Annotated in this window: 12 protein-coding genes; all 12 read right to left on the bottom strand. The window is 58.4% G+C overall.

The window, feature by feature from the left end; genetic code table 11:
• Positions 1–48: 48 nt before the first annotated feature.
• The gene (locus tag WS61_RS34755; RefSeq protein WP_157692695.1) at positions 49–2,016 is read right to left on the bottom strand and encodes a hypothetical protein; all 1,968 of its coding nucleotides are present in this window, start codon (positions 2,014–2,016) and stop codon (positions 49–51) included.
• A 55-nt stretch (positions 2,017–2,071) separates the two neighbouring features.
• Entirely contained in the window at positions 2,072–2,419 is a 348-nt protein-coding gene (locus WS61_RS07225) for a hypothetical protein (RefSeq protein ID WP_059499843.1), read from the bottom strand.
• A gap of 100 nt (positions 2,420–2,519) precedes the next feature.
• Positions 2,520–3,722: a glycosyltransferase gene (locus WS61_RS07220; protein ID WP_059499842.1), complete on the bottom strand. Its 1,203-nt coding sequence runs from the start codon at positions 3,720–3,722 to the stop codon at positions 2,520–2,522.
• The gene (locus tag WS61_RS07215) at positions 3,719–4,795 is read right to left on the bottom strand and encodes a glycosyltransferase family 1 protein (RefSeq protein WP_059499841.1); all 1,077 of its coding nucleotides are present in this window, start codon (positions 4,793–4,795) and stop codon (positions 3,719–3,721) included. The genes WS61_RS07220 and WS61_RS07215 overlap by 4 nt, the downstream gene beginning before the upstream one ends.
• A 25-nt stretch (positions 4,796–4,820) precedes the next feature.
• A complete protein-coding gene (locus WS61_RS07210; protein WP_059499840.1) occupies positions 4,821–5,972 on the bottom strand; it encodes a glycosyltransferase family 1 protein in 1,152 nt (383 codons plus the stop codon).
• The gene (locus WS61_RS07205; protein ID WP_059499839.1) at positions 5,969–6,886 is read right to left on the bottom strand and encodes an NAD-dependent epimerase/dehydratase family protein; all 918 of its coding nucleotides are present in this window, start codon (positions 6,884–6,886) and stop codon (positions 5,969–5,971) included. Before WS61_RS07205 ends, WS61_RS07210 begins: the two co-directional genes overlap by 4 nt.
• Positions 6,864–7,898, bottom strand: coding sequence for a GDP-mannose 4,6-dehydratase (gene gmd / locus WS61_RS07200; protein WP_059499838.1), 1,035 nt, complete (start codon positions 7,896–7,898; stop codon positions 6,864–6,866). Before gmd ends, WS61_RS07205 begins: the two co-directional genes overlap by 23 nt.
• 14 nt (positions 7,899–7,912) lie before the next feature.
• A complete protein-coding gene (locus WS61_RS07195) occupies positions 7,913–11,623 on the bottom strand; it encodes a glycosyltransferase (RefSeq protein ID WP_059499837.1) in 3,711 nt (1,236 codons plus the stop codon).
• Positions 11,623–13,134: a methyltransferase domain-containing protein gene (locus tag WS61_RS07190; protein WP_257127196.1), complete on the bottom strand. Its 1,512-nt coding sequence runs from the start codon at positions 13,132–13,134 to the stop codon at positions 11,623–11,625. The genes WS61_RS07195 and WS61_RS07190 overlap by 1 nt, the downstream gene beginning before the upstream one ends.
• Positions 13,101–14,321: an ABC transporter ATP-binding protein gene (locus WS61_RS07185; protein WP_059499836.1), complete on the bottom strand. Its 1,221-nt coding sequence runs from the start codon at positions 14,319–14,321 to the stop codon at positions 13,101–13,103. The genes WS61_RS07190 and WS61_RS07185 overlap by 34 nt, the downstream gene beginning before the upstream one ends.
• A complete protein-coding gene (locus WS61_RS07180) occupies positions 14,321–15,115 on the bottom strand; it encodes an ABC transporter permease (protein WP_059499835.1) in 795 nt (264 codons plus the stop codon). Before WS61_RS07180 ends, WS61_RS07185 begins: the two co-directional genes overlap by 1 nt.
• Positions 15,115–16,560: a mannose-1-phosphate guanylyltransferase/mannose-6-phosphate isomerase gene (locus WS61_RS07175; RefSeq protein ID WP_059499834.1), complete on the bottom strand. Its 1,446-nt coding sequence runs from the start codon at positions 16,558–16,560 to the stop codon at positions 15,115–15,117. Before WS61_RS07175 ends, WS61_RS07180 begins: the two co-directional genes overlap by 1 nt.
• Positions 16,561–16,812: the final 252 nt, after the last annotated feature.

Below are 16,812 nucleotides of genomic sequence, written 5' to 3'. Positions count from 1 at the left end.
GGGAGCCGCTTACATAGATAGCTCTCCAGGGCCAAGCGCCCTCAGTTATCACTTAATCGTCAGTAATATCAACCCCATGCCCAGCGTACGGTCATCTCCGTTGATGCCCAAATCTTTCGGACTAACGGGGTCGTGGAATTTGAAATCTAATTTCAGCACGCCCGATCTCCCTATATCCGACATGGCGTCTTGCGGTATACGAATATCAATTTGGTTGTTATCGGAAGAGTTCAGCGAAACAGGCCCAGCATTCACACCATTCACAACAACATCTACCACCTGCTCTGCGCGCTTGGCAGTTACGAGTGCATTTGCGGAAAATGAAAGCTCGCTAACATCATTCTTTTTCAGCGGCAGCATGATCGACGCCTGACTCGCGTCGGACCATGTACCCCATGATTCTGATTTTGACCACCCCGAACCCAAATAGAGCCTACCGCTTCCAACCCTACGGAAAGATAACGTATCGCCAACGCCAACCGCCAGGGGTACTTCATAGGTCCCACGGTCTTCATGAAGTGTCGGGCATCCCGGCTTCAAATTAAAATAGATCCACCCTTGCTCGGATCGAGAAACAGAACCGACGTACTCCTCCCCGCCCTTACCATTTGAACATTTAAAATCCGATACATCGCCGAAGTTTCCGTTCAGAAGGACTTTGCGGACCTCACCGTTCACAGCATAGTAATAAATGACCTTGTCATTCATTATCCCATCGATATGCAATCCCCGCTCTATGAAGATCTCCGGAACTGGATTATACATTCTCGGAAACTTTGCCATGGCCTCCTCAGCAATCGGCGTATAGTATAGATAGCTCCACCAATCCCCCTTGTAATATGAAAAATTGACAACAGAAAGAGTCGCCACGCCGATACACGCCAGCACTCGAGATCCAACTCCATCGGCACACAAAATAGCCATGGAGAACAAAAGCGGAATACCGGACCAGTACGCATAACGAAGAACGAATGACGCCCCAGAGTTAAAATTTGTCGCTGAAATAGACGGGGCCGCCAGCATTATAGAAGCAAGCATCAAACTGATCGCAAGAACGAAATTTCTAGCCCTTAATTTTCGCGCCAAAATTCCGTACATTGCCATCATAGGCATAATCACTAGCAGCGGCCAAAGCAGCACAACCAAGCCCTGGCACAGATCAAAATAGAAAGACCATAGTCGCCCGGCAGAAATCAATTCAGTGTTCGTGAAGCCAGAGCTAGCAATAAGATTGCCGACGCCAAAGCGCAAAAAATAGAAAGCAACCGAAATAAATGACAAAGCAACACATATCAACCATTCCACTATCTTCCGAACAGATGGCACGATGGATTTGGTTCGCCTGGCGTTAAAATAAAAATCAATAACCAGCAAAATCGCTACCAAAAACAAGACCGGAGGATTTTGCTGTGCCGCAATTGCTGCCGCAATTGCCGCCATCACGTACCGGCGACTCAATGCGCCTATCATAGACACAACAAGCAACGACGCTGAAAACACCTCAGGATGCGTCCAACTGACGTAAGGTATCGTTCCGCAACTCCAATACAATGTCAGCAGAAACAACCGTTGCTCTCTGCCAACCCCGCGCCAAGCACAGATCGCGCAGGACGCGGCAAGAGCAAAAGCCAGATTAGTCGCCACAAAGGCCCAAGGCGTTGCTAGGCCGAATAATTTAACCCCAAAAAAAAATGGAACAACAAATAAAGAATAAAGCCAAAAATGATAAGAGTAGTATCGGCTGCCCGCATCACGAAAAAACGGGGGAGATGTCGACAACGAGCTTCGCGCGGCGACTTCTGGAACATTGGTCCCGACATCTCCGTCATACGACTGCACTGCGCGATAGTCATCTTGAGTTATATTTGGTGTTCCATGCTCAAGAAAAGCTTGAGCCATAAGAGTATATTCCAACCCATCGCCAGAAATATTAGGTCGCACATCTCGAACACTCAAGCTCGCAAAAAACACGACAAGAATCAACGCCGCCCAGAAAAATTTTCTGTGAGAAAGCATCAACACCCCCCGAAAGAACACATCACTAGCAGCCTCACTGTCAGGCCGTCTTTATTTATTTGAGCGAGATGATAAATATCCCAACACATACAAATACAGCACCCAAAATTGACATCGGCGACACCAGCTGCGACATTACAAACCCATAAGCAAACAACAACAAGATCGTCATCCCAACCATAACTGGATAAGCAACCTGCAACTGAATCGATTTCAATGACATGGAATAAAAAATAAAACCAATGCCATAGCACCCTACCGCCACTACCTTCAATCCCATGCCACCCAGAATCTGAAAAAGCCGCGCGCTATCAGGCGACAAGTCCGCAGCCAACTTCAAAAGCACACTCGCGGCCGCACTGGCAATACTGCTCAGCATCAACGTCAAATATCCATAGATCATACCCGCTCCATTTCTCAGTTCCTATTCCGTCCTCTGCCGCGAGAACCCCATCGTTCGGTGCGGGTACCAATGGCCACGCTGGCCTACCGGCACTCGAGCGTCACGCCTTGTCAATGCGCAGTAGGCTGTCTATGCGGCTAACCAAAGGCCTGATCATCTCGCTCCAACCGTGCTCCTGCTCGACGAATTGCCGCGCATGACCGGCCATTTCCACCGCCTCGGACGGGTGTGCCATCAGCCACTCGATACGCTCGACGAACGCCTCCGGCGTGTCCGCGATCAATAGGTCCTGCCCGCTCTTCGCCCCGAGCCCTTCGTGCCCGAGCGATGTCGTGACGACCGGCAGCCCGAGCGCCATGTATTCGAGGATCTTGTTCTGCACCCCCGCGCCAATCCGCATCGGACATACACCGACCGCGCCGTCGGCCGCCGCCTCGGCAACCGATTCAACGCGGCCGGTCACCTCGACGCCATCGTACTCACGGAATCGCTCCGCCAATGCGGGTGCGATGGATCCGACGATTCGGAACCGATAGTCCGCGCGCTTGCGCAACAGCGGCAGCACCGCTTCGGCGAAGAAGTGGCACATGTCTTGGTTTTGAACGGTCCGCATGTCGCCGATGAAGACCAGCAAGCGGCTCGCCATGCTCCGCGCCGAATACGGCAGTCCGGACAGGTCCACGCCGTTCGAACACACCATTACCCGCTTGTCCGGCTCGCCGGGGAACAGGTAATCGCGATCGGTCCTCGACACCAGCACCGACAGGTTGAAGTCGTCGACAATCGTGCGCTCGTAGTCCAGCAGACGCTTCGCTTCGATGCTGAATACACTCGACTTCAGACCCCTCGCGTTCCTGAGCTGCTTGACGCGACTGTAGTTGAGCGAAATCGCGTCGGTCATTTCGAGGATGCGCGGCTTGTCCGACCAGCGCACATACTCGGCACAGCGCACCAGATGGACCAATACGCCATCGTGCGACGGCAGCAGCCGAGACACGGCCTCCTGGAACGCGCCGCTCCGGTAGTACGCCACCTGGAGCGGCGTGCGGGTCGGCAACGCAAATAACGTGTTGACATACGAACGCGCCTTGGACAGAAAAATCCGTTCGACTTGGTCGAACACGCCATCGTCAGGCAATTCGGCACGCAACTCTTCCGGTGTTTCACACAAGCTCAGAAGCGTCAGCGAGTAATGTCGCGAGAGCACCCTGCACAGGTGATAGATCCGCAGCTTGTCGCCGCCGATCACCGGATACGGAAACCGGGGCGTCAGCACCAGTAGCTTCTTCTTGTCCCGGCTCATGACAGACGCGCCCAGAAATCCTGAATCGACGGACGAACGGCGGACTCCGAGAAGGTACGCGCGCGGTCCATGCCGGCGCCGACCGCCACGTCGAATCGCGTGCTGTCGTCCCATACCCTGCGGATCTGTTCCGCCATGTCTTCTACCGAATAAGGATCGAACTGCAGGCCGCACTCGCCGACGATCTCGGGCATCGATGTCGTGTTGCTGCATGCGACGGGCGTACCGGACGCCATCGCCTCCAGCAATGGAATCCCGAACCCTTCGAATAACGAAGCAAAGATGAACGCGCGGGCCTGCCGGTACTGCTCGCGCAGTTCCTCCCGCGACACATAGCCAAGCAGTTCGACGACGCCCGCCAACCCGAGTGCGTCCGCCCGCCCGAGAAAATGCGCATGATGGTCAGCCTTGATTCCCGCGATCCTGAGCCGCGCGTCGTTGCCCAACGCGGACCGCGCCTGCGCGAAGGCCTGCAGCAGACGATCGACGTTCTTGCTCGGCACCTCGCCCGCCACGGTGAACAAAACCGGCTGGCGCGCGGCTTGACTCAACGGCGGTGCGAACCAGTCATCGGGAATCATGCACGGAATGACGGGGACGTCCGCTTCCTCCAGCCCGAACCGGTCCACCAGTTCGCGTTGCGAATACCTCGAGATGGTCAGCACGGTGTCGGCCCGACGCACGAGTCGCGGCACCACATGGCGGCGATAGACACGCCCGAGAGTCTGGTACAGCGATTGCGTCGGCGGTAGCACGTGCCACGGCTTCATGTAGATGAGGTCATGGACGACCGCGATGACCCGCGTATTGCCGGTGGACCGCAACGGCCCGGTGTTGTACGGACACAGCAGATAGTCAAGCTTTTGCGCACGGCACAGACGTGGCAACTCGACCTGCTCCCACCACGGGAAAAAGCCGCGGCCCCCACTGACGCACGGCCACTCGTCCGTGCACACGCCGTCTGGCCCCAGACCGAGCACCGACGTGCCAACCGGCTCCACCAGCTGTCGCGCGAACCGCCCCATGCCGCGATGGTTGCCCACCATCCAAGTGATGTCCACCCCCAACTTCACACGGTGCTCCTAGCAACGAATTGATTCATGAACGACGCGCACCGCGCAGAACGGCGTCGTAGACAGCAAGAGTCCGATCCGCACAGGTTGACCAGTTCAGCGCACGTGCGCGCGCAAGGCCTGCCGCGCGCAATGCATCGGCCTTACCCGGCTGCTTGACGATCAGCCGCATTCCTTCGGCGATCTCGCCAACACTAGCCGGATCGATCAGGATAGCCGCATCCGCTGCAACTTCGGGAACGGATGTCGTGTTGGAAGCGATCACCGGCAGCCCCGAAGCAAAGGCCTCGGCGACCGGCAGCCCAAAGCCCTCGCACAGCGACGCGAACACCAGCGCGCTGCCTGCCTGCATCAGCGCGCGCACGTCGTGGTCGGGAAGGTACTGGAGCCAGCGGACGCCGCCCCCCTGGTCCGCACTCAATCGTGCGACGAGTTGCTCGCATCCCCAGCCGGCCCGACCGACGATGACCAGTGGGATGTCTCGGCGCAACGCGGCCGGCAGGCTCGCATGGGCGTCGACCACCCGCTCGAGGTTCTTTCGCGGCTGCAGGGTTCCAACACACAGGAAGAATTGCTCGGGAAGACCGAGCCGCTTCAGCACCGCAGCTCGTTCGATCGGATCGATCTGGTCGAAGAAGCGTGGATGCACACCCAGCGGCACGACAGAGATCCGGTCCGGCGCGATGCCGAAATGCTCGACGATTTCCCGTTTCGAATAATCCGAGATCGTGATTACATGGTCAGCCCATTGCCCTGAGCGCCGCAGCAGCCAGCGGCGCAACGCAGCCAGCCGGATCGTCGTCCACTCCGGATGCGACAACGGAATGGCGTCCATCAGCGTCGCAATCACGGGGATGCCCGAAAGCCGCGGAATCAGGTGATCCGTCGCATGGAATACGTCCACCCGTTCCGCACGCAACGCCTGCGCGTCGACCCAGGACCACGGAGTGACGGCGCCCAGCATCGTCGCGATCTCGTGCCGACCGAGATTTACCGGCGGCCGCGCGCCCGGAAACACATCGTTGCCGACGACCGCACCGAAGCCGGCAGGTACCAGGTCGATCCGGCCGCGAGCCAGCAACGCATGACCCAGCTCGCGCGTATACGACCCGATGCCGTCAACGCCGCCATGCGCGCTGCTCCGCGCAAGGGCGGTCGTACCGAAACCGACTTTCACCCACGCCCTCCGCTGAACATCCAGCGCAGCGTGCTTTCCAGCGGAATGTTATCGAGCGGCCCGACGGCGGCCTGCAATCGCGTACCGTCGCCCTGCAATCGGCGCACTTCGTTCGCTCGCACGAATGCCGGATTGACGCGTACCTCGATCGTGTAGCCGGCGATCTGCTCCATCATCGCGATCACTGCTTTCAGTGATACGGCTCGCCCTGAACAAACGTTGAACACGCCGCCGGCCGGCGCCAGCTGCAGCAGACGCCGGTATGCATCCGACACACGGCGTACGTCGGAAAAATCGCGCTCGACGTCGATGTTGCCAAGTTCGATCACGCGCTCGCCACGCTGGAAATGACTGACTATCTTCGGCAGCAAAAATTGCGGCGACTGCCCGACGCCCGTGTAGTTGAATGGACGCGCGACGACAATCGGCAACTTGTCGTGCCACAGGCGCGACATGTACTCCATCGCCAGCTTGCTGACGGCATAGTCGTTCGCGGGATTCGGCTCGACTGACTCGTCGATGACCTCGACCGCGGCGTTGCCATAGATGTTGGCACTGCTCGCCAGCAGGACCGCCTTCGGGCGGTTCTCCGAGTTCGCCAGCGCCTCCAGTAGGTTACGCGTGCCGACCACATTGGTACGATAGATCGCGTCGGCGTCCCCGTGCGCGACGAATGCGATCGCCGCGAGGTGCGCGACCACGTCCGGCTGCACGTCGGCCACGACTTGCGCCAACGCTGCGCGATCGCAGAGGTCCACCCGATACATGTCGGCCCCCGTGACTTCGGCACCGTGTGCGGTACCGAACACGCGATAGCCGGCGGCCCGCAGCGACTGCGCCAGATAGTCGCCGGTGAAGCCGCCGAGCCCCGTGATCAGGGCACGCGGGGCGTCAGAACGAGAAACCGCATTCATTGCGACGCAAATCCGCTTCGACCATCATCGCGCACAGCTCTTCGAGCGTCGTCTTCGGCTCCCAGCCAAGCTTCTGCTTCGCTTTCTCCGGATTGCCGATCAGCAAATCGACTTCAGCCGGGCGATGGAACTTCGGATTGACGCGAACCACCGTCTTGCCCGTCGCGACATCGACTGCGGTTTCACTCGCGTCGCTGCCCTTGAATTCGAGCTCGACACCGGTCGCCTTGAACGCCATGCGGACGAAATCGCGCACGGTCTCGGTCCGGTTCGTGGCCAGCACGTAAGTATCCGGCTCATCGGCCTGCAGCATGCGCCACATGCCTTCGACATATTCCTTCGCGAAGCCCCAGTCGCGCTTCGCATCCATGTTGCCCAGTTCGAGCACATCGAGCTGACCGAGCTTGATCTTCGCGACAGAGTCGGTGATCTTGCGCGTAACGAATTCGCGGCCGCGCAGCGGTGACTCGTGATTGAACAGGATCCCGCTGCAGCCGAAGATGTCGTAGCTCTCGCGATAGTTCACCGTGATCCAGTGCGCATACAGCTTTGCCACGCCATATGGGCTGCGCGGATAGAACGGCGTCGATTCGATCTGCGGGATCGCCTGCACCTTGCCGAACATTTCGGACGTGCTCGCTTGGTAAAAGCGGATCTTCGGGTTGACGATACGGATCGCCTCGAGCAGGTTCAGCGGACCGATGCCGGTGATCTCTGCGGTGGTAACCGGCTGGTCGAACGACACGCCGACAAAGCTTTGCGCAGCCAGGTTGTAGACCTCCGTCGCACCCGTCGTCTGCAGCAAGCGGATGCTCGCCGACAGATCGGTCAGATCGTATTCGACGAGATGCAGGTTCGGGTTCTTGGCGATGCCGAGCTCTTCGATGCGCCAGAAGTTCACCGAGCTGGTACGGCGGTAGGTACCGTAAACGGAATAGCCCTTCTCGAGCAGAAGTTCGGCGAGATATGCGCCGTCTTGGCCGGTGATGCCGGTAATGATGACTGTTTTCATAGTGATGCTCTTCCTTACGAAAGTGATGCGCTTTTTGCGAAAAGCTTGGCCAACTCGTGAGAACTCTGCGCCCAAGTCAAGATGGGCATGCCTTCGGACGAAGGTGCCTGCCCGCTGCCTTCAAGCTCCAGCCAGGCGTTTATCTCGGTGGCCAGTTCTGCGCCGGTCGCACCGGCGAAATAGTAGGCATGATCGCCTGCGACTTCCCGGAACACGGGGATATCTCGGGCAATGATGGGAATCCCATGCTGTGCGGCCTCGATCAAAGGAAGGCCGAAGCCCTCCCCGTATGAGCCTGCCACCAGGCACGAACATGCCGCGTAAATCTCGTCCAGGTATTCGTCACTGATACCTTCCAGCCAGAACAGGCGGCGGCCGAGCTCTCGATGCCCCTTCAGCCGCGACAACAAATCGCCGACCAACCACCCTTGCTTGCCCACGAGGACAAGATTGACTTGCTGATTTTCTCGCCAAAGCTGCTCGAAGGCATCCAGTACTTGAGCATGCCCCTTGCGCGGCTCTAGTGTCCCGACCATCAAGAAGGACGGCGATTTTTTCAGCGTCCCGAGCAAACTGACCGCATCCGCAGGAAGCCCAGTTGATGCTACGGAGTTCCGGATATCCGCGCCCAAGTGGAACCAGTCGATCGAGAAGCTCGCTTGCCGCTCCGGCGCATGCTGTGCCATCCATCGAGCAAGATCGTCCGCGACCGCCCGCGAAATGCAGAATGCACCGTCGCTTTCGGCGACGATCTCAAGCCACCTGCCGAAGTTCTCGGCCACACCGGGCCCAAAATACTGGGGCAAGTAAATACACAGCAGGTCGTAGACGACAAACTTAACCTGCACGCCGTGAAAACGGAGCTGCTGGTAAAACGCCCGCTGAGCGGGCACGAGTTCCGGCGCGAGGTCTAAGCCGACGAACACATCGCCCTGCCCATAGTCGATCGGCGCATCATGCAGCCATGCGTCCTCGAACCCCATGAGCTTTGCAGCAAATCGTCGCGCATAAACATACGTCTGCGTCGGTGTCGCGTAAACCGGTTCCACCCGGAAGCCCGTGGGAGGATTCTCGAGCCACTCCTTGATCAAGCTCCTGACCACGCGTTGAATGCCGCTTTTCGCATCGTGCTGCACCAGCTCGGAGATATCCACCAAGAGCTGACGCTTGCCGTTGCGCGGTACGAAGTTCTTGGCCAGAGCCACCGCGGTTTGCTGCAAACGAATGTCATCGGCCGCTCCTGCCTCGCTGATGATTTCGCGCGCAAGTATACCGGGATGAGATACGGCGGCAACATGGAAACGCTCAATGGCATCCCGATACTGCTCCGCGCACAAAGCCGGCGCGTGGCGACTCAGGATGACCTGCCTTGCAGCATGGCCGAGCTTCATGCGCAACGCTGCATCGGAACGCAGCGTTTCCAGCGCCATGCTGAGTTGCCGATCGTCGAACTCGTCCGGTAGCTTCCAAACAGTGTCATCGTCGAGATCGGCCATGCTGCCGTTCTCGTTGACGATGACTGCCTTGCCGTAATTCATGCAATCGAGCACCGCTGCAGACGTCTCGCCTCTCGACAAGGTTCGCAGCTGCACGCCAACGTCGGCTGCCGCAAGATACTGGCGGAAGACCACAGCATCCGTCCAGCCGGTGATCCGGACGTTCGTGCTCAGACCGAGATCGCGAATCAGGCGAGTCACGTCTCGCCCGTATTGCCCCGGGTCATTCTCGCCGACGAAAACCAGATGGCAGGTCGGATCCTTTGCCAGTTGCGAACCACTCCAAGCCTTGAGCAGCTGGAGATTCAGCTTCATCGGCCCCAGCAACCCAAATGCGCAAACCAGGTAGTCGTCTTCTCCGATGCCCAGCTCTGCGCGCGCGCGCCCCTTGTCGAAATCGACATCGTTGGCACGCAGCAACGGGATTTCGATCCAGTCGTCGACGTTACCGCCATACCATCGCATGGCCTGGCGTTTCGAATTCTCGGCGTGAACGATCAGGCCCAGACTTTTTTGAATCACCTCGAGGCTGCACGGATACTTCCAGACGACATCGCCGGGATCCGCTTGCCGATGCCGTTCGGCCAGTCCCGCATAGCCATGATTCTCATACAGCGATTGCGACCATGAACCGGGCAGCAGCCCTTGGCACTCCATTTCCGCAACGATGCCTGACAGGAAAAAGTCATGCAGTACAACCACTCCGGGAACAGCGTCCAGAAGCGGAAACATGTAGCGATGGAACGACGAGTTGCCGAAGTGATAGACCACTCGGTCGTACAGACCGGCGTTTTCAAGAAACCATTGAGGCGACCTTACCGACACCCCGTCGAAGTGCGGGTTTCCGGCAGTCTCAGGATCGACGATGACATCGATATCATAGAAATGCGCCAGTTCGGGTAACAGCTCGGCGCTATAGCCCGCAATTCCGGTGCGCGCCGGCGGTAGCGGCGAAACGTAGGCGAGCTTCAGGCGGCGGGTTTCACGCTGAGGTGGGCGCTGTTTGGCGCGAGCATGCCATTGCTCCATCGCCGCAACCGTACGGCGCGCACTCTCGTCCCACGAAAACCGGCGCGATTGACTCTTCCCGTGCCGAATCAATGCGTCCCGGAAAGATGCATCGGTCAAGCCTCGCTGTATCGCATCGGCGATGGCCACATCAGAATGCGGGTCGAACAACGCGTCATCCCACCCGATGACTTCCGGCAAGCTGGACGTATTCGCACCAATGACGGGTGCGCCGCAACGCATCGCCTCGAGTGCAGGCAGGCCAAAGCCTTCGTGCCATGATGGGAAGACGAATAACTTGCAGAGGTTGTAGAAAAATAGCAGATCCTCGTCCGATACGAATCCGGTCAGCACGACCTCGTCCCGATTCAAGCCGTGTTGCTGCGCGAGGCGCTCGAGTTCCTGCCGGTTGGCTGGCTGTACCGAGCATACGATCGCCAGTTGGTGATCGCGCCGCACCGTTTCTGGCAGCAACGCATAAGCGCGAATCAGGCCTTCTACATTCTTGCGATGATCGATGCCGCCCGTGTAGAGAACGAACGGTTTCGTCAGTCCATATTGCTTACGCAACGCCGCTTCCCGCTCTGGGAATACGTCAATGGTCTGGAACGAATCGTCTGCGTCGGTGCCGATGTTGACCGATCCGTCTTCGGACAACCCCAGATGCGTAATGCCCTCCTGCCGTGACGACTCGGAAATACCCAGCCACAAATCGGCCCGACGCAAATGCTCGATCTTCTCCAGATACCAGGATTTCACGGCGGGATTGTTAAGGTACGGATCCGGATTGATGTACGGAATCAGGTCGTAGAGCGTGGTGGCGACAGGAATTTCGCGTTGTAGCCGATGTATGCTGGTAACCGCATCGTCGCCCAGTCCCTCGAACAGACTGGTGACATAGATGAAATCGGGTTTCAGCGCGCACAGAAAGGATTCGAATCCCAGTTCCGCAGCATGCCGCCGCCAGTCGTTCGATTTTTCGACGTGCGATACAGGGCCCGCTGCATGCCAAATCCGAATATTTTCAGGCGGCAGCAACTCCGCAAAGGCCTCGCGAATCGTCCCGATGGTTTCCGGAAACAAACCGCTCAAAGCCAGAACAATTTCATGCTCCCCGCGATTGCGCACCAGTCCTTTTGCGATTGCCTGCGTGTAGCGGCCTATGCCTCGATTGCGCGACCCCGTACTCTGCGCGCCCTGCATATCGATGACGATCCGCATCAGGCCCTCTCCTTCTTCTTGTAGCTTTTTGCCGCCCGAACCAGGGAAGCATGAATGTGTTGGGCACGCGGGCTCAAGCTCTCCAGCGGCACATCGGACCGAGGGTGATACGAATGCACGGTGCCGGAAACGACGGAAATCAGTCGTTGCTTGACGCCCGGGACACGATTAAGGGCGGATACCGCCAGCCGTCGGAACCATGGATTTTTTTCTCCGAACTGAGCGGTACGCAGGATCACGCGCTTGAGCCCCGCTTTGCAAACTGCTTTTCCGTGCCCTTTCAGCACAAGTCCCACGATCCGAACCGGTCGAGTAATGCGCCACGACGTGCTGTGATACACGGCATGCAATTGCGCATTCGCCTGATGCATCATGGCCTCGGCCTGTTGGAGCCGTGCATGCGCCTCGGAAAGCTGATGTTCGGCCCGCTGGCGCTCTTCGTCGGCAGGCTGGCTTCGCCCTTCGGCCAACTGGATTCGTTCCTCGGCAAGCCGGATACGCTCCGCCGCAATCTGGTTTCGCTCCTCCGCAAGTTGATTGCGCTCCACGGCAAGCTGGCTCTGCTTCTCGACCAGCTTGCCTTGCTCGTCGAAGCGCCGGAGTCGTTCCTCGGCACTCTGCGACTGTGCGACGAGCGCGCCGAGACGGCCAGTCAGTTCAACCAACCGTTCCCCTGACTGGCGCAACAATTCCTCCGCTTGCTGCAACCGTTCTTCGACATGCAAAGTATTCGCTGCAAGTCGTGCTTCGTATCGCGTTGCGAGGGCCTCGATAGTAAGTCCGTAATCGGTATCAAACGCCTGATCAAACGCTCCCTGCGTCGAGCCAGCTTCCTTCTGCGCAACCACGGCATAGTCGGGACTCACCCCACCGAGAACATTCAGCAAGTGAGTCGCCGTCCCTGGATCATGCAATTCCGCAGGCTCCTGAAGCCGTACTACCTTGACACGATCGAAGCCAGCATGCTCAGCGACGAAGGAGAGCAATAGCGGCGGAACCGGCTTCTGGTGCGACGGATCGATATAGAAGTTGCACGTCGCCACCGCGATGTTTTCCGGATTGGGCGTCTCGAGAATGAGCAGGCCACCGGGTTTCAACACGCGCAGCGCCTCGCGCACGAGCGTCTTCAATTGCTCGAAGCTCACATGTTCGACAACATGAAAGGCCGAAATCAATGCGTGGCTGTTCGAGTCGAGTGCGGCGAGACGCTCGATCGCGTCACCCTGAAATGCCGGCAGATTTCGCTCGCGGCATGCCTCCAGCATCTCGGCGTCGAGATCCACGCCCGTCGCGTTGAAACCGGCCTCAATCATCACCTCGAGCCACTCGCCGCGACCGCACCCGACATCGAACGTCATGGCGCCCGGATACAACGCGGCCAACGGCTGCACGAACGGCCCGTATTTTTCGAGCCGGCCTTTGATCAGGTCTCTCGACCCGCGATGCCGGTCCTCGAACGCACGATAAAAACTGTCCACTACGGCAAACTCCTCACCGTCGTCGGCAACCATGCAACGCCGACGAAATCATCCATCTTTATGTTCACGACGTTGAACACCAGAGCATGATCGCGCCATTGGTAATTGTTCGCGAGATGCGCATCCCCGGTGTGCAACGCAACGGCAACGGAATAACTGCCCACGCCGATGTTCGCCTGGAATTCGAAATGCAACTCCACGGACTGCCCTTCGGCAAGATCGACCAGCACCCGTTTCAAGTGGTAAGTGTTCGTGCCGAACACCGTCTGCCCGAGTCGGTCCTTGATCATGTACCCGACTACCAGCTCGGGAATCGCCTGTGCGCATCTGACCTTGACGCGCAGCGCGACTGATTGCCCGACACCGATAACCTCGACCGGTTGCCCGGTCTGGTCGACTAGCGCGACGTCTTCAATCAGCGCCTCGCCGGTTCCCGACACGGTCTGCACGGCGCCGCTGCCGAGCGTTTCCTGCCTGACCTCACTATTCTCCCGGTCAGCCAGCATCGCGTTGTAGTAGTCCATGACCGCTTCGGGCGGCCCTTCCATCTCTAACCGCCCCGCATTCAGCAGAACCGCGCGATCGCAGATCGCCTGAATCGCGGCCTTGTCGTGTGCCACGATCAGAAGCGTCGTGCCTCGCTTGCCGAACTCGCGGATGCGGTCGAAGCTCTTGTGTTGGAAATACGCATCGCCAACCGACAGCGCTTCATCGACGATCAGCACATCGGGCCGGCGAGCAGTCGCGACGCTGAATGCGAGACGCATCTGCATCCCGCTCGAATACACGCGCACCGGCTGATCGATGTATTCGCCGATTTCAGCGAACGCCTCGATTTCCGGCATCAGCGCAGTCAGTTCGTCGACGCTATAGCCGAGCAGTTGACCGGCCATCATCACATTCTGGCGTCCGGTGAAATCGAGATGAAACCCCATCCCGAGTTCCAGCAGCGCGGCCACGCGCCCGGTCATCGTCACGCTGCCAACGGTGGGCTGCGTGGTACCGACAATCATTTTCAACAGCGTGCTCTTGCCTGCGCCGTTGATGCCGATGATGCCGAGCGCTTCGCCCGAGCGCACCGAAAAATTCACGTCGCGCAGTACCCAGTGAAGCTTGTGATGTTCCTTGCGACGCGGATCCATCCACTCCAACAGACGCGACCAGCGCGTCGGGTACTGCTTGTAGGCCTTGCCCAGATTGGTAACGGTAATGGTGCCCATCAGAGTTCATCCACCATTTCGCCCGCATGCTTGCGGAACAGCCCTAGGCCGAAGAAACACAAACCGACGCCAAGAACGGCCGGCAGCCAAAGCGATTGCCAGTCGGGCCATGTGCGCTGCACCAGCGTGACTTGAAACGCCTGGATCAACGATGCCATCGGATTGAAACTCATGCCCGATTTCACCGCGTCGGGCAGGATGTCGACCGAATAGACGATCGGTGTCAGCCAGAACCAGAAGTTCAGCACGATCCCGAAGAATTGCCCGACATCACGGAAAAATACGTTCAACACGCCCAACGTGACGCCGAGGCCAATCGCGAACAGGATCATCACCAGCAGCACCGGGAAAACCGCCAAGTACTGTACGCCCGGGAAATTGCCCGTGATCAGCAGGAATGCGGTGAACAGCCCGAACACGATCACGAAGTTGACGAGCGCGTTGGCGACCACGATCACCGGCAAGCACAGCCGCGGAAAGCTCAATTTCTTGAGCAGGTTGGCGTTGTCGATGAAAGCAGTCTGCCCGCGGCTGACGATTTCAACGAACATCCCCCACGGCAGCACGCCGGCGCATAGATGGATGCTGTATGCAAAGGTGCTTTCCACACCGGGCAGACGAGCATGCATGACTCGCGAGAAGATCACCGTGTAGACGACGATCATCGCGAGCGGATTGAGCACGGTCCATGCTGCGCCGAGCAGGGAATTACGGTACTTGGACTGGAATTCCCGCTTGACACTGCCCGCGATGAAGCCGCGATAGGCCCATAGGGCTCTCAGCATTCCCAGCATCAAGCCCGCCCGTACACGTCTTGAAAGCGAACGATGTCGTCTTCCCCAAGGTACTCGCCGCTCTGGACTTCGATCATCACGAGATCTAGTACGCCGGGATTCTCAAGGCGATGCTTGTGGCCGGCAGGGATGTAGGTTGACTCGTTGGTGCCTACGAAGATTTCCCGATCGCCGTTGATGACCCTTGCCATCCCGGACACAACGATCCAATGTTCACTGCGATGATGGTGCATCTGCAGGCTAAGACTCCCGCCTGGCTTTACTTCGATACGCTTGATCTTGAAGCGCGGCCCTTCTTCAAGCACCGTGTAGGTTCCCCACGGACGACTTACAGTACGGTGCAGCTTGTACGCGTCGTGATTACGCTTCTTCAGACGAGCAACGACCTGCTTTACGTCCTGCGCTCGATCGGGATGTGCAACCAGTAGCGCGTCCGGCGTATCGACAATCATCAGATCAGTCACGCCGACCGCGGCAACGACACGGTCCGGGCTCTGTACGTAAGTGTTACGGCTATCGACGAAGATCGCATCGCCAACAACACGGTTGCTGTCCTGATCAGGTGTGGCCAGGTCGCGCACTGCGCCCCACGAGCCGATGTCGCTCCAGCCGAAACTGGAAGGAACTACCACTACGTTCGAAGAACGTTCCATCACAGCATAGTCAACCGAGATATCAGGCATCTTCTCGAACGACTCGGCAGGAATCTCCAACATTTGTGCAGTCGACTTGTCCGCCTGCAACGATGCCCAGCATGCCTCGGACGCTGCCGCAACGTCTGGGGCATGACGAGCCATCTCATCCAGGATAACCCCGGCCTTGAAACAGAACATGCCCGAATTCCACAGATAGTTACCGGCTGCAACGTATTCGGCAGCCTTAGCTGCATCCGGCTTCTCGACGAAACGCACCGCCACTCGGCCATCGCCGATGCTGTCACCTGCCTCGATGTAGCCAAAGCCCGTGTCCGGACTCGTCGGGACGATACCGAACGTCACTACCTTGTCTTGCTTCGCGAGTTCGGCCGCCCGAGAGACTGCTGCGGAAAATCCGGGCAGATCCTGCACGAGATGATCCGCCGCAAGAATCAGCATCAGAGCGTCACGCCCGTGCTTTTCGGCCACGTGATGTGCTGCCATCGCCACCGCGGGTGCTGTGTTGCGCCCCATCGGCTCGAGCATAAAGACGGCCGACTGCGTTTCGCCAAGCTTCGCGCACGCAAACTCGTCCTTGCTCATGAAGTAGTAGTCGCGATTCGTGACCGTCAGAACCTCTCCGCACTCCGCTCGCGTATCGTTGTCGGCAACCGCAACTGCCCGACGATAGGTTTTCAGCAGCAGGCTCTCGCCATCAGCGAGCTTCATGAATGGTTTCGGATGACCCTCGCGGGAAACTGGCCAAAGTCGTGTGCCAGCACCACCGGACAGGATGACGGGAATTAACATCACTTACACTCCAGATCTAGTTTTCCGTCGACGAAAAAACGCTTTCGCCACTTGATTCAACATACGTTGCCAGCGAGAGCAACAGTCGGTGGAATTCGGCTCGGCTGGGACAGAATTATAGCCGGGCAACCACCCCCCATCAGGAAAGGATGGAGTCCAGATGGCTCCGCTGGACGCCGCTCGGCGTGCCCGGGCTGGCAAGCCGCCTCCAGCCGTCCGCTCCCGACGATCCGACACTACTTGATGATGATT

It is taken from the genome of Burkholderia sp. ABCPW 11 (assembly GCF_001523445.1).
Lineage (GTDB): Bacteria > Pseudomonadota > Gammaproteobacteria > Burkholderiales > Burkholderiaceae > Burkholderia.
This window is presented reverse-complemented; position numbering and strand designations above follow the sequence as displayed.

Coding starts and splice junctions, on each gene's coding strand:
- WS61_RS34755 (WP_157692695.1), bottom strand. CDS start 2,016: ATGCTTTCTCACAGAAAATTTTTCTGGGCGGCGTTGATTCTTGTCGTG.
- WS61_RS07225 (WP_059499843.1), bottom strand. CDS start 2,419: ATGATCTATGGATATTTGACGTTGATGCTGAGCAGTATTGCCAGTGCG.
- WS61_RS07220 (WP_059499842.1), bottom strand. CDS start 3,722: ATGAGCCGGGACAAGAAGAAGCTACTGGTGCTGACGCCCCGGTTTCCG.
- WS61_RS07205 (WP_059499839.1), bottom strand. CDS start 6,886: ATGAATGCGGTTTCTCGTTCTGACGCCCCGCGTGCCCTGATCACGGGG.
- gmd (WP_059499838.1), bottom strand. CDS start 7,898: ATGAAAACAGTCATCATTACCGGCATCACCGGCCAAGACGGCGCATAT.
- WS61_RS07195 (WP_059499837.1), bottom strand. CDS start 11,623: ATGCGGATCGTCATCGATATGCAGGGCGCGCAGAGTACGGGGTCGCGC.
- WS61_RS07190 (WP_257127196.1), bottom strand. CDS start 13,134: ATGGTTGCCGACGACGGTGAGGAGTTTGCCGTAGTGGACAGTTTTTAT.
- WS61_RS07185 (WP_059499836.1), bottom strand. CDS start 14,321: ATGGGCACCATTACCGTTACCAATCTGGGCAAGGCCTACAAGCAGTAC.
- WS61_RS07180 (WP_059499835.1), bottom strand. CDS start 15,115: ATGCTGGGAATGCTGAGAGCCCTATGGGCCTATCGCGGCTTCATCGCG.
- WS61_RS07175 (WP_059499834.1), bottom strand. CDS start 16,560: ATGTTAATTCCCGTCATCCTGTCCGGTGGTGCTGGCACACGACTTTGG.